At 66.4% G+C, this 13,284-nt stretch carries 13 protein-coding genes; 6 read left to right on the top strand and 7 right to left on the bottom strand.

From position 1 onward, the window contains the following. The first annotated feature begins 25 nt into the window (after positions 1–25). A complete protein-coding gene (gene adhP, locus AC1DWT_RS08250) occupies positions 26–1,051 on the top strand; it encodes an alcohol dehydrogenase AdhP (RefSeq protein WP_174705514.1) in 1,026 nt (341 codons plus the stop codon). Between the two features lie 15 nt (positions 1,052–1,066). Here adhP and AC1DWT_RS08255 read toward each other — a convergent pair whose 3' ends face one another. From AC1DWT_RS08255 to AC1DWT_RS08265, 3 genes are all read right to left on the bottom strand, one after another. Continuing rightward, a complete protein-coding gene (locus AC1DWT_RS08255; RefSeq protein ID WP_095865545.1) occupies positions 1,067–3,421 on the bottom strand; it encodes an arylsulfatase in 2,355 nt (784 codons plus the stop codon). Between the two features lie 90 nt (positions 3,422–3,511). Beyond that, positions 3,512–4,993, bottom strand: a complete 1,482-nt coding sequence (locus AC1DWT_RS08260; protein ID WP_241031419.1) for a DUF1254 domain-containing protein — start codon at positions 4,991–4,993, stop codon at positions 3,512–3,514. Positions 4,994–5,095: 102 nt separating this feature from the next. Further along, positions 5,096–5,389, bottom strand: a complete 294-nt coding sequence (locus AC1DWT_RS08265) for a hypothetical protein (RefSeq protein ID WP_072943717.1) — start codon at positions 5,387–5,389, stop codon at positions 5,096–5,098. 332 nt (positions 5,390–5,721) lie between these two features. Here AC1DWT_RS08265 and AC1DWT_RS08270 point away from each other — a divergent pair, with 332 nt between their 5' ends. From AC1DWT_RS08270 to AC1DWT_RS08285, 4 genes are all read left to right on the top strand, one after another. Further along, positions 5,722–6,246 (top strand): PRC-barrel domain-containing protein, encoded by a 525-nt coding sequence (locus AC1DWT_RS08270; RefSeq protein ID WP_206014211.1) that lies wholly within the window; start codon positions 5,722–5,724, stop codon positions 6,244–6,246. A gap of 182 nt (positions 6,247–6,428) precedes the next feature. Beyond that, positions 6,429–6,737: a hypothetical protein gene (locus AC1DWT_RS08275; protein WP_477920239.1), complete on the top strand. Its 309-nt coding sequence runs from the start codon at positions 6,429–6,431 to the stop codon at positions 6,735–6,737. Between the two features lie 38 nt (positions 6,738–6,775). Next, positions 6,776–7,264: a sigma factor-like helix-turn-helix DNA-binding protein gene (locus AC1DWT_RS08280; RefSeq protein ID WP_072943723.1), complete on the top strand. Its 489-nt coding sequence runs from the start codon at positions 6,776–6,778 to the stop codon at positions 7,262–7,264. Between the two features lie 14 nt (positions 7,265–7,278). Continuing rightward, positions 7,279–8,028 (top strand): rhomboid-like protein, encoded by a 750-nt coding sequence (locus tag AC1DWT_RS08285; RefSeq protein ID WP_241031418.1) that lies wholly within the window; start codon positions 7,279–7,281, stop codon positions 8,026–8,028. Between the two features lie 90 nt (positions 8,029–8,118). Here the strand turns inward: AC1DWT_RS08285 and AC1DWT_RS08290 are convergent, their stop codons facing one another. Further along, the gene (locus tag AC1DWT_RS08290) at positions 8,119–8,820 is read right to left on the bottom strand and encodes an MspA family porin (protein WP_095865539.1); all 702 of its coding nucleotides are present in this window, start codon (positions 8,818–8,820) and stop codon (positions 8,119–8,121) included. Between the two features lie 730 nt (positions 8,821–9,550). Here AC1DWT_RS08290 and AC1DWT_RS08295 point away from each other — a divergent pair. Further along, the gene (locus AC1DWT_RS08295) at positions 9,551–10,252 is read left to right on the top strand and encodes a response regulator transcription factor (RefSeq protein WP_206014207.1); all 702 of its coding nucleotides are present in this window, start codon (positions 9,551–9,553) and stop codon (positions 10,250–10,252) included. On the opposite strand, the gene AC1DWT_RS08300 is transcribed toward AC1DWT_RS08295, so the two are convergent. The 3 genes from AC1DWT_RS08300 to AC1DWT_RS08310 all read right to left on the bottom strand — a co-directional run bounded on the left by AC1DWT_RS08300 (position 10,209) and on the right by AC1DWT_RS08310 (position 13,087). Then, positions 10,209–11,609 carry a sensor histidine kinase gene (locus tag AC1DWT_RS08300; RefSeq protein WP_072943728.1) on the bottom strand — a complete coding sequence of 467 codons (1,401 nt, stop codon included), beginning with the start codon at positions 11,607–11,609 and terminating at the stop codon, positions 10,209–10,211. The genes AC1DWT_RS08295 and AC1DWT_RS08300 overlap by 44 nt on opposite strands. Positions 11,610–11,669: 60 nt before the next feature. Continuing rightward, the gene (locus tag AC1DWT_RS08305) at positions 11,670–12,587 is read right to left on the bottom strand and encodes a phosphatase PAP2 family protein (RefSeq protein ID WP_241031417.1); all 918 of its coding nucleotides are present in this window, start codon (positions 12,585–12,587) and stop codon (positions 11,670–11,672) included. 161 nt (positions 12,588–12,748) lie between these two features. Continuing rightward, the gene (locus AC1DWT_RS08310) at positions 12,749–13,087 is read right to left on the bottom strand and encodes a hypothetical protein (RefSeq protein ID WP_167372186.1); all 339 of its coding nucleotides are present in this window, start codon (positions 13,085–13,087) and stop codon (positions 12,749–12,751) included. Positions 13,088–13,284 lie beyond the last annotated feature (197 nt).

Consider the following 13,284-nt stretch of genomic DNA (forward strand, 5'->3'; position numbering starts at 1 on the left):
TGCACCACAGACGCAAGGAGGCCCCATGACCAGCACGATGAAGGCCGCGGTCGTCAAAGAATTCGGACGGCCGCTGACCATAGAAGAGGTGCCGATTCCGACGCCGGGCCGCCATCAAGCGCTGGTGAAGGTCGAGACGACCGGTGTTTGCCACACCGACCTCCACGCCGCGGACGGAGACTGGCCGGTCAAGCCCGCCCCACCGTTCGTCCCCGGCCACGAGGGCTATGGGACGGTCGTTGAACTGGGCGAGGGTGTGGCCGACCTCGAGATCGGCGAGCGGGTCGGGAATGCCTGGCTGTGGTCGGCCTGTCTGGACTGCCGGTACTGCCGCACGGGTTGGGAAACCTTGTGTGAGAAGCAGATCAATGGCGGATACTCGATCAACGGATCCTTCGCCGAATACATGCTGGTGGACTCGCGCTTCGCGGCGCGCATTCCGGACGGTTCCGACCCGGTGGAGGTGGCGCCGATACTCTGCGCCGGTGTGACGGTGTACAAGGCACTGAAGGTCACCGACCTCGAGCCGGGTCAGTGGGTGACGATCTCGGGAATCGGAGGCCTCGGTCACGTCGCGGTCCAGTACGCGGTGGCGATGGGGTTCAGGGTGGCCGCCGTCGACGTGTCGGATTCGAAGCTCGAACTCGCCCGGAACCTCGGCGCGGAAGTCCTCGTGAATGCGACCAAGGAGGATCCGGCCGCTCGAATTCAAGCGGCGACCGGCGGAACCGACGGCGTGCTGGTCACGGCCGTGCATCCTGCCGCGTTCGGGCAGGCCATCGCAATGGCCCGGCGGGGTGGGACGATCACTTTCATTGGTCTGCCACCCGGGGATTTTCCCGCTCCGATCTTCGACACCGTCCTCAAGGGGCTGACCATTCGGGGGTCGATCGTCGGCACTCGGCAGGACATGCGCGAGGCACTCGACTTCTATACGCGCGGGAAGATTCATCCGACCGTGCACACCCGCAGACTCGACGAGATCAACGACGTCTTCGACGAGTTGCGCCAGGGCACGGTCGACGGCCGTATCGTGCTGCAATTCGCATGAATGCGGTCAAGTCCTCTATTCCCGCATCAGCATCAGGGCGGCTTCCCGCTCGAGGTCGAGGTACGGTTCACCGCTGACGTCGATCGCGACCCGGTTGATCGTGCCGCCGGTGAAACGATGGGGTGATTCGCCGGGGTAGTCGTCGGTGATCGGCTCGCCCGGGTGCCTGCCGACGTACAGCCCCGCACCGGCGATCGCGAACGCCCCCATCTGAGTTCTGATCCGGCCCTCGCCGACCTTCCGATCCCCATGGAAGAGGGACAGTGTTCCCAAGGTGGCGGCAGGTTCCTGCTCGTCCTTGTCGAAGGACGCGGACAGAATCAGGTCGGTGCCGGTGGGGACGTCCTCGGAGCCGACGATCATCTGTTCGTCGCTGCCCACGAAGTTGTTGACGTAGTGCAGTCGGTTGTCCTTCACGTACAGTGCGTGCCCGCCGAAGCGGGATCCGATCGCGAAGAGCACGCCCTCGGCGCCCGGCTCGGGGATGTCGACGAGCGCCCCGATCACGAAGGACCGCCCGCGGGTGTTGACCGCCTGCCATTCGGACACCGCGGCCACGTCCGGGTAGTACACGTACCGGTCGCGGGCAGCGGCCAGTTGGGGGCGGGGCGTGCCCATGATTTCGACACCCGATCGATCGTCGAGTGGAAACGCCAGGTTCGCGCCGGCCTCGGCGAACCAGATGTTCACCAATTCCCGCAGCTTGTCCGGGTGCTCCGACGCCAGGTTGTTCACCTCTGCCCGGTCGACATCGGTGTGGTAGAGCTCCCACTCGTCTTCGTTGAAGTGGCCCCACCCGGCGATGGTCGGGTGCGTCGTGACGGCCTTCCAACCCTCGTGCCAGATCGATCGCGAGCCGAGCATCGAGTAGAACTGGGTCCGGCGCGCCGAGGGCGCGGACTTGTCCTCGAACGTGCCCCGCATGCTGACGCCGTCGAACTGGGCCTGGGTATGGCCCTTGATGGTCTCGGGTGGTTCGACGCCGATCAGGTCCAGGAGCGTCGGCACGATGTCGATCGCGTGATGGTACTGGTCACGGATCTCGTCCCGCGCCTTCGTTCCGGCCGGCCACGAGATGATGCACGGGTCCGCGGTGCCGCCGTTGAACTCGTAGCGCTTCCACATCTTGAACGGGGTGTTGAACGCCATCGCCCAACCGTTCGGGTAGTGGTTGTACGTCTTGGGTCCGCCGAGATCGTCGAGCTTCGAGAGGTTCTCCGCGAGGTCGTCCGGGATGCCGTTGGCGAACTTCATCTCGTTGACGGAGCCGTTCGGGCCGCCCTCACCACTCGCGCCGTTGTCGGAGACGACCACGATCACGGTGTTCTCCAACTCGTCGTTCTGCTCGAGATAGTCGAGCACCCGCCCGATGTGATGATCGGCGTGGGCCAGGAAACCCGCGTAGACCTCGGCCATCCGCGCGAACAGCCGCTTCTCGTCGTCGTTGAGCGTGTCCCACGGGCGGGTGTAGTCGAGTTCCGGGAACGGCTGCCCCTCGGGTCCCGACCGGGTGTCGGGGGTGCCGATCGGATTGATCGGCGGCAGCTCGGTGTCCGCCGCGACGATGCCCATCTCCTTCTGCCGGGCAAGGGTCTGCTCACGGACCGCGTCGTAACCCATGTCGAACTTGCCCTCGAACTTCGCGATCCACTCCTCCGGGGCGTGATGCGGAGCGTGACACGCACCGGGCGCGTAGTAGAGGAAGAACGGCTTCTCCGGCGCGATCACCTTGGCGTCCTTGATGAACTCGAGCGCCTTGTCGGTGATGTCGTCGGTGAGGTGGTAACCGTCCTCCGGCGAACTGGGCTGGTCGACCGGGTGGTTGTCGTAGACCAGATCCGGATACCACTGGTTGGTCTCCGCACCGAGGAACCCGTACCAGCGCTCGAAACCACGCCCGCTCGGCCAGTTTCGGCGGGTCGCCGCCAGGTTCATCTCGTCCGTCGGGCACAGGTGCCATTTGCCCACCATGTATGTGTTCCAACCCCGCTCGCCGAGGATCTCCGAGAGCATGCCGTTCTCCGGCGGGATCGTGCCACTCGCATTGGGGAATCCGATCGACGCCTCCGTGATGCAGGCCATGCTGTTACGCGTGTGGTTTCGCCCGGTCAGCAAACAGGACCGCGTGGGCGAGCACAGCGCCGTGGTGTGCCACTGCGTGTACCGAACCCCCTTCGCAGCGATCCGATCGATGTTCGGCGTCTCGATCGGCCCGCCGTAACATCCCATTGCCGAGAATCCGACGTCGTCGAGCACGATGTAGAGCACGTTCGGCGCTCCGTCAGGGGCCCGAGGGGGCTCGAACGGCGTCCAATCCGGGACCGAATCCCGGATATCGACGTTGACAACACCGCGAAATGGCTTGACCATGATGCGCCTCTCCTCGCCTATACTCCTGCTGACAGCCTCGACACTCGTGCGCTCACACACCTCACCCGACACGGGTGAACCCGAACCCGCCTACTGTTTTCGGATGACGTCCGGGAACTGGTAGGAGTCGTCGAGGATGGTCCGGTCGGGGACGTACGCACGGATGATCAGACAGAACTCACCGTCGGGCGCGGGGAGCCAATTCGCCCGTGCAGCAGGGTCACTGGGCTCCTCGTGCGACAGGTGCACAGTGAGTGTCCCGTCGCGGAACACGAGGTCGCCGGCGTCGAGGTCGACGGTGCCGAGATTGACACGCCCACCGGGGGCACCGGCGAGCATGAAAGCGTCCTTGTCGTACATGGTCAACGACCAGAACCCGCCACGGCTTCGGTCGACCGGTGGCAGGGCGTTCTCGGCGAACGTCATCGTGTACTGCTCGCGGCCGTGGAGGAGACCACCGGCGCTGTCGGTGCCCCGGATCAGGTAGACCGCCTCGTGGAAGTCGTTGACGTAGATGTAGATCACCGAGGCGAGGGCCCGGCCGAACCAGTCGGTACCCCACACACCGCCGTTGCGTTGGCGCTGCCACCCGTTGCCGACGTCCACGCCGACCTGGACGTAGGTCGCAGACGCATGGAGGGCGACGTCGGCGCTGAGCGCGGCACGGTCGAGGAGCGCGCGGTACGACTCGTCGGATCGGTGCAACGCGACGAGTGTGCGCGCTTGATCGGCCATCGGGGTGTCGGAGTCACTCATCCGGGGATTGAAGTCGAGCATCGCGCCGAGATCGGCCCAGAACGATTCCGGCTTGACCCATTGCGGCCTGCTGGCGTCCGGATTCGCCGCGAGCATCTCGGCGGTGAGGCCCGGGGGAAAGATGGCAGTGGCGGCGTCGGCCTCGTATCCGAACGATCGTTGCCCGGGCTGATCCTCGTCGAGGGGATACATCCCGATCTGGTCGAGGACGACGCGGGCCTGCTGCTTGGATTCCTCCGAGTGCGCGGCGAAGCTGCGCGGAATCACCGCGGCCACGTTGGTAGGCATCCGCAGGACGCTCACGAATTCCGCGGCCTCGTGCCCCTCCCAGGCGGGTCCGACGAGCAGGAACTTACCGCCGGGTGTGCCTGCGGCCGAGCCCAGTTGGTGGATGACGTTGGTGAGTACGTCGACGATCTGGACGGTCCAGTAGTGTCTGGCGGGAACGTCGGTCGGCGTCTGGACGACTACGGCGTCCCGGGTCAGATCGGCGAACCCGACACCGTAGATCGTGTCGTTGTTCGGCGAGACCACCCACCGCTGCGCCGGACTCATGTAGTCGGCCAGCGCACCGGTGCGGTTCTTCGGTGCGCCGGGCAGGATGCCGAGTTGCAGTCCGGCCCTGCCCTCCATGAGGTCCCACATGGACGTGCGGCCGAACGTGTCCACCGCCGGGTATCCCCAGTAGTAGACGACGCGGGCGAGGGCCTCCACATAGCTTTCACCCGCCAGTGCGGCAGGAACCCCCGCAGACCGGGCCAGCCCGGCGTGTGCGGGCGTGAACCCTCTGGCGACGTCGTCGAACGAAGTACCCATCCGAACACGGTGCCCCCGCGGCGCCCACCCGGCCATCACCCGTGCCGGGTGAAAACGCCGGCATGCCTCACAACAGGATTCACACCGGGGGCGGGTTCGGCGTCATTTCATGAAGACGGTGCCCCCGCCACCGTCCTTGGTGGTGTCCCGCGGCTGCCCTTGCCACTGCGTGCACCAGTCACCGAGGGGATTGCTCGGCGCGTCGAAATCCCAGTGCGGGGCGTCCTGGAACGGACCACAGGTCGGTTCCTTGGGCGGCGTGGAGGACGGCGCCGACGGCTGATTGACGACCGTCTGCGCGGGCGTCGCCGCCGACGCGAGAGACATTCCCGGACCAGCCAGCGCGAAGCCCGCCGCGACGGATCCGACCACGATGACATTCTTGACGATATTCATGACGACCTCTCGAGGTTGCTGCCACTGTCCCACTCCACCTCGGCGTGGCGCGCCATCCACATGTGGGACTTCCGCCTGCCGCAAGGCGTGACCGAGGGGTGCTCCCAGCACTGGGCGAAGCGGGGCACATATCGAACATACTCCGACGCAAGACCATTCATTTCAGATCCTCAGCGAATACTCAGGAAGGGCAGGATCATCGCCCGGCGACCGTGCGTAGCCTGGTCACATGGGGTCGCATCACCCCGGCAGTCCCCCGCACACTGCCAAGCCCTGGCATTTCGCAGAATAGATCGACGAAACAGCAAGGTATGAAACAGAAGTAGACCGCAATGAATGCCCATCGGCGCAGTTCCTCTGCGGCGCCCACCACGGGGTCGGCGCGGACGGTCGTGACTGTGGCGCGGTTGCTCGGTAAATCGATCATCGCCCGTACCGGCCGGTCTGTCGGTCGCGTCGACGACATCGTCGTCCGAGTCGACGGCGGCAAGGAGTCCCCACCGGTAACCGGAATCGTGGCCGCGGTCGGCGGGCGCCGGGTGTACGTGCCGACCTGGCGGATCCGCAGCCTCGCCCGCGGTCGGGTGTCCTTGTCGACCAATGCGATCAGCTCGCGTGGGTTCGCACTCCGCAGCGGGGAGATCCTCGTACGCGCCGGCATTCTGGGCCATCGGTTCGTCGACCGGTGCACCGCTGAACTCGTCCTCGCCGTCGACGCGGAACTCGACAACACCGGTGGCGAGTGGATGCTCAGTCGAGTCGTCACCTGCCCCCGCCGCCGGATCGGCACGCACTGGAGAGTCCACGACCGGGGACGAATCACTCGCGACTGGACCCGAGTCGAACCCTCCGCCTAATTGCCGTCAGCGGATATACGTTGTGCCACTACGTTTTTCCCACACCCTGAATGCTGCCAGGAGATTCACAGGTTCATGCCAGCCGACCGCCAGGATGCGGGCCTGCACTGGGATTGTGCACTCCTCGACCAGGGGTGCACCAACCCACCTCCCCGGTGGGTTTGCCAGTGAAAGGATCGATGATGATCACACACTCCACGACGACGGGAACACGGCGACGTCTGTCGAGAATCGCCGTCACAGCGGCACTCGCGGCCATTCCGCTGGCCGCGGTCACCGCGCCGGCATTCGCTGCCACCACCACACCAGCGCAAGTTCAGGTGGACCGAGGCCGGCACGACGGGAACCACCACGACAAACAGCACGAGAACTGGCAGGACACCGACCCCTGGCCCCCGCAGACCGACAATCAGACCCCCGCTCCGACCACCAACCCCTTCGCCGGGCTGCTCGCGACCAACCCCTTCGCCGGGCTGCTCGGGTCCAGCTGACACCGGGTAAGTGGAACACGAAAGTGAGCTGAGGTCCGATGAGATCATCACCGTTCGGTGCGCTCGACACCCTGGCCGACACGGCAGCCACCGGAGATCGGGACGCCGCCAGGCACCTGCTCGACATCGTCTGGCCTATCCTGGTCCGACGTTGCCGGGCCGAACTCGACAGCACAACAGCTGATTCCGTCGCGACAGCGGTGTCATCGACGGCGCTGCGCGCATTTCCGCACCGCAGGCCACCCCAGCAGCCGTTGCTGCGCGTCCTCGAGGCGACTACGAACTCGATGATCGACCGCACCGGCGCGGCCGACCCGACCTCCCGGAAACCCGGACCGCTCGCGGCCTTACCGGGCACCCAACGAGAGGTCCTGATCCTGCGACTCGTGGTGGGACTGAGCGTCGACGACACCGCGACCTCCCTCGGGCGCACATCCGCCGAGGTGCTGCTCGACCAGCATCGGGCCCTGCAGAAATTGCGCGAGATCGGCATCCCCCGCGAACGACTGCCACCATCGCGACGATGATGAGGAGGGTCGCGATGCGGAACGAGGTCGAGCGGCGTGCCTGCGCCGATACCACCACCCGGCGCATACTTACCCCGGTGGACGCCGCCATCTCGTCGCACCTTCGATCGTTTCCGCGGGCAGCCTGGACGTACATCCGGCGGGCACCCGGCACCTACGTCTGGCTGGCGATACTGCTGGTCACGACTGTGGTGGCGAGGCACCTGTCGCCGGATGTGCTCCACGACGTATTGGGTAACCGCTCGACCAACCTGCACCACCTCGCCGAGGACCCCGTTCGAGTCCTGATCGCGAGCGCCTTCTGGCTCGCCGGCGGCGGATGGATCACGTACTTCATCGTCTACAACATCTTCCACGTGCCGGCGGAGCGGTGGCTGGGAACACTTCGATGGTTGTGCGTGGTGGCGATCGCGCACATCGGTGCCACCTACATCAGCGAAGGTGCACTGTATGCCGCGATCCGTCATGGCCGCGTCCCTGCCTCGGCGGTCGACACCCTCGACGTCGGCGTCAGCTACGGACTGGCCGGGGTGGTCGCGATCCTCACCTACCGAATCGCGGCGCCCTGGCGCTATCTCTACCTCGCCGGCGTGCTCGCCTTCTTCGCGGTACCCCTCTTCGTGCATCTGACCTTCACCGCGATCGGCCACTTCGCCGCCGTTCTCATCGGCCTGTGCTGCTACCCGCTGACCCGTGCCCGCACCGGCACTTGGTCGCCCGCCGACACGGCCCGACGATTTCGCCGAGAGCACGGCAACGCGTAGGCAGGCGTCACCACAGACACCGCTGCCCGGCACCGATCGCGGATCGGTGTCGGGCAGCGGGCCGAAACGTCTGCCACGAAGCGTGAACTGCTAGTTGAGCTTCTGCGGCACTCCGTAGGTCGTGACGGTATCGCCCCCGGCCGTCACAGCTGTCGCGTACGGCCGGATGGTGACTGCCCCGAGCGCGCCCGAGATGGAACCGTGTATGCCCTGCAATCGCACCGATGCCGCCGGACCGTCGAACGACTGGTTCTCCAGGAGCGGAACTGTGGTGATGCCACCCGGTGCCAGATCGATGTCCAGTTCCTGGGACGGAATGATGTCGCCGGCGAGGTCGGCGTGGTTCGACGCATTCAGGCTCAGCGAGGGTGTCGGGACGAGGCCGAGGTCGATTCCGTTACTTGCGCCGATCACGAATCCGAGACCCGGCGAGTTGAGCACCACAGTGGCGCCGGACAGAGCGATCGGATAGCCGATCTGGTAACCGATGGTGAGTGTGGTGCCCTTGAACTCCGCGGCATTCGGCCCGGTGATATTCACCCCGGCGTAGCCGTTGTGAAAGAACTCGACCGACGTGGGCACACCGTCCAGCGGCGGAACGACCTGAAACTGAGTGTCACCCTGCAGGACCTCGACGCGATTGCCCCTCGCATCGACAACGGAACTCGAATTGTCCACGCCCGCAGACGCGGTACCATTGCCCAGCACCATCGCAAGCGCCGCAACACCTGCGACCGCGAGGGCGCGGGTAAGACCGGTGTACTTCGAGCGAGATTTGCTGATGTTCGTCATACCGACCCCATTCGTTCGGAATTTTCTACGAAATGCGTAGGAGCTGAGGGTAACCGGTGATTTGGCCTGCTGCTCGGGATACAAGGAAAACCGCGAATCCTGGTCACATCGGCAGGGATCATCCCGCCTGCGCGCACACCGACGGCTCCCGCCGGCCTCTGGGGTCGCGGCCGGCGGGAGCCGACGAACCGGAGCTCATCTCTCGCCTGGGAATGAGGGCCCGGTGCACTGACGTATCGGTTGCATCGATCATCATCAGCATCCGAATGCTATTCCACCGCAACGTTGTCCGGAAAGTACTGAGCGCCGATTCTCAGCGGGGTCTCAGACACGCCCGGACTCCGACGGGCGAGCCCGGCGCCTCTCAGCGTTCCCACAGGATGCCGGGTGCATACTCGCCAGTTGACAGAAGGACCCAACCGACAGAAGGGGCACAACAGACGCATATCGGAACCGTCCCACCACCACCGCGAGCAGTAAATGCCTTCTCTCCACACAGTTTCGGCACACACCGCTCGCGGTACAGCGCTGCCTCCCCACGGGACTCGCTCACCCGAATTCTGCTTCGCGGCAACGGAGTTGAGAAACAGGACGGTCACCGTGAACGCGGCACACGAAGTCACCTCGACGAACGGCTCGGCGTCCGGAATTTCTCCGGCATCAGGCCTCTCGGACATCTCGGGTCCTGGCCGGGATACGGTGGTCACGTGTTCGATCACAGGTCTGTGCAATGAGGGTGCTGGTCGTCGAGGATGAACCCAGGCTGGCCCAGATGGTCCGTCGCGGCCTCGAGCTGGAAGGATTCGTGGTCGTCACCGCCGCCACCGGACCCGACGGGCTCTGGCGCGCCACCGAGGAATCGTTCGATGTGATCGTGCTCGACATCATGCTGCCGGGGATCAGCGGGTATCAGGTCGTCCGCGAAATCCGGGCCAGGCAGAACTGGACGCCGATCCTGATGCTGACCGCCAAGGACGGCGAGTACGACGAGGCCGACGCCTTCGACCTCGGCGCCGACGACTATCTCACGAAGCCATTCTCCTACGTCGTGCTGGTCGCGCGGCTGCGGGCGCTGGTCCGGCGCGGCGCACCCATGCGGCCGGTAGTACTCACCGCCGGGGACCTGAGCCTCGATCCCGGCCGCCGCCGGGTCACCCGCGGGACCGAGGAGTTGCAGTTGACCCGCCGCGAGTACGGACTGCTCGAGTACCTGATGCGGAACCCGGACACCGCGCTCACCAAGAACGAGATTCTGCGGAACGTGTGGGACGCGAATTACGCGGGGGACGAAAACGTCGTCGAGGTGTATGTGGGGTATCTCCGTCGCAAGATCGACACCCCGTTCGGTACCCGCACGATCGACACGGTGCGCGGGGTCGGTTATCGACTCACGACCGGCTGTCCGGACGCACCTCCTGCACCGGAAGCGTGACCACCACTCGTGTCCCGCCGTGCTCGGCCGCGTCGATGCGCACCGAACCCCGATGCGCCGACACGATTTCTGCGACGATCGCCAGTCCGAGTCCGGAACCCCCGTGAGCGCGGGAGCGGGCGCTGTCGAGTCGCACGAAACGCTCGAACACACGCGCACGATCGGACTCGGGAATGCCGGGTCCGTCGTCGTCGATGGTGACGCACGCCTGGCGGCCGGATCGGGACACCCCGATGGACACGGTGGTGGCGGCGAATCGGACGGCGTTGTCGACGAGGTTGCGCACCGCCCGGGACAGCTGGGCGGCGTCACCGCGGATGCGGACCGGGGTGAGCGTTGCGGTCACCGTGACGGTGGTGTCGGCGCGGGAGCGGCGGACTTCGGTGTCGACGATGTCGTCGAGATCGACGTCGGCGACCCGCAGCGGCAATCCGTGCTCGTCGGCCCGTGCGAGCAGCACCAGGTCGTCGACGAGAAGCTGCATGCGGGTGGTCTCGGGACGCAGGGTCCCGCGGACCAGGTCGCGGTTCAGGACTTCGGGCCGCGCATCGGCTACGTCGAGGGCGGTGGTCAGCGTGGCCAGCGGGCTGCGCAGCTCGTGGGAGGCGTCGGCGATGAACCGCCGCTGGGCCGCGTGCCCAGCCTGGATGCGGGCAAGCATGTCGTTCATCGTGCGGGCGAGCGCGGCGATCTCGTCGCGTGGACGCGGCACCGGGACCCGTTCACCGAGGTCGGTGGTCGAGATCGCGGCGACCTGGGTGCGGATGCGCTCGACCGAGCCCAGCGATCGGCGCACCAGTTTGTAGGTCACTCCCGCCGCGACGAGGGCGATGACCGGTGCTCCGGCGGCGACGAGCCCGCCGACCGTGGCCAGGGTTGCTTCCACCGACTCCTCGCTCGCGGCCACGATCACGGTGTAGTCGCCGCCGACCCCGTTCGCCCCTTGCACGGTGGTCCGCAGATCTGCGCCGCCTGTTTCGTGAGAGACCAGACTGCGGACCGGTGCACCGCCTACCGGTGGCCGCACCACGGTGACCGGGAGCCCGAGATCATCCTGTGAGGAGCGCACCACCGCGCCGGCGTTGTCGACGACCTGCACCAGAGCGATGCGTTGGTCGGTGTCGAAGAGCTGGCTGTCGAGATCAGCGGGCGAATCGGTGCGCAATCCAACGGTGAGGTCGGCGGCGCGGCCGGTCGCGGCGTCGTCCAGGGCCGACAACAGGGTCCGGTCCAGCACGAACAACAGGGCTGCGGCGCCGAGCACCAATGCGACCGCCACCACCGCTCCGGCGCTCAGGGCCGAACGCAGGGCAAGCCCCCACCGCGACGGAATGAGCCACACAGGTGCGCTGTTCATGGGGCCATCCTCCGCCACCGGACACCCGCGGGCGAGAAGCCGGAACGGCGCCCCAGGACGTCACGCCGCTCGTCCCGTCGTCGCCGCATCGACAGGTGAGACCGCGTGTGGGGGATCAACCTGTGTGGCACTGTGCACGCGATCAGAGGCTCGCCGCATCCAGATGCCATAGAGCGCGGAACCGATCAGGGCGGCGAAGCCGCCGAGGAGAATTCCGCCGATCACGTCGGTGAGCCAGTGCTCGCCGAGGTAGAGGCGGGTGACCGCGACCACCACGGTCACCGTGAACGCCGCGGCGAGCAGCAGCCCGCGCCGGGCAGCCGGCGACCCGCATCCGAGGATGACCGCGACCATGGTGGACAGCACCATCGCCCCCGTCGCGTGCCCGGACGGGAACGAGTGGTCGGTCTCGAGGAGTACCTGGGACACGATCGGCGGGCGCGACCGCCCGACAATGGATTTGGTGACGGTCGACGCGAGCGCGGCAGCCCCGACGGTCCCGATGAGAATCAATCCCGGGACGAGTGATCGTGCCCGCCGGGACAACAGCGCCCCCAGCACCACCGCGATGAGGACGGTGCCGACGGGGCCGCCGGCGTCGGTGACCGCGATTGCCGGACCGGTCACCCACTCCGTCCGGTGATCGGCGAACCAGCCCAGCACAACGGGATCCGCGGTGGTGACCCACGCCCCGACCCTGACCTGGTAGGCCAGCGCGCTCAACGCCACGGTCAGCCCGAGGATCTGCAGGCCGATCAGCGGTGGTGTCGCCGAACGCCGGTTCGTCCCCGCCACCGCCCGCCAGGTGGTTGCGGCCAGGAAAACAGCCGCTCCGGCCACCATCAGCGAGAATGCAAGAGCGGCGCCGGTGCTCTGGTGCACGTCGGCGGCGGCGTCGTGGGCTCGTCCGATCAGATTGTCGTGGTGTCCATACGCCGATGCCTTCGAAAGCAAGAGAAGTGGTGGTGCCTGTTTCACGTTCGCAGTATCGGCGCCGGCTGCTGTGGAAGCGCTGAGAGCGCGACCGGCGTCGCCCGGCACTGTCAGAGGGACGCCGTCTCTCAGCGTCCTCACAGCGCGCCGCGTACATACTCGGGCCGGTTGACCGAAATCCCCTGATGATTGGAGCTCCGACGCAATCACCAACTGCCACCGCAGAGCCGATCGTGGTCACCTTGCGCGGCACGACGATGCGCCTCCTGCGAATCAACTACCGGCTGTCGCGTATCCCGCTGCGATTCGTCGAAGCGGTGCTGACCCGATTCGACGAACAGGCGCCGATCCGGCTCGCCTACGAAGAGGTACTGATCGAATGTGATCGCGCCGCCGCCCAACTGCTCGGTGATCACAATGCGGACAGGCGCGCCACCGAACTGCACCGGCATACGGCCGCTGTGCGAGAGGCGATTACGCGCGCAAACAGCAGGCGCGACCATCACGGCCTGATACTCCTCGACGAGCAGCGCGATCGGTTTCACCGTCGGCGCCGCCAAAGGCAATTCGAGGGCATCTCCTGACGGAGCCCGTTCCGATCGTCACCCAGGTCGCCGATGCGTTGCGCTGGAGGGCATTCCGGCGCCGAAGAAGCCTCGGCGATTCCGCGGATTCGCACCTGCGGTTCGATCATGCCGACTGGGTGGGGTGCGATGATACCCCCCTCGCCGAGCGCCTTCCA

The sequence above is a fragment of the Rhodococcus sp. P4_B6 genome (assembly GCF_056402215.1).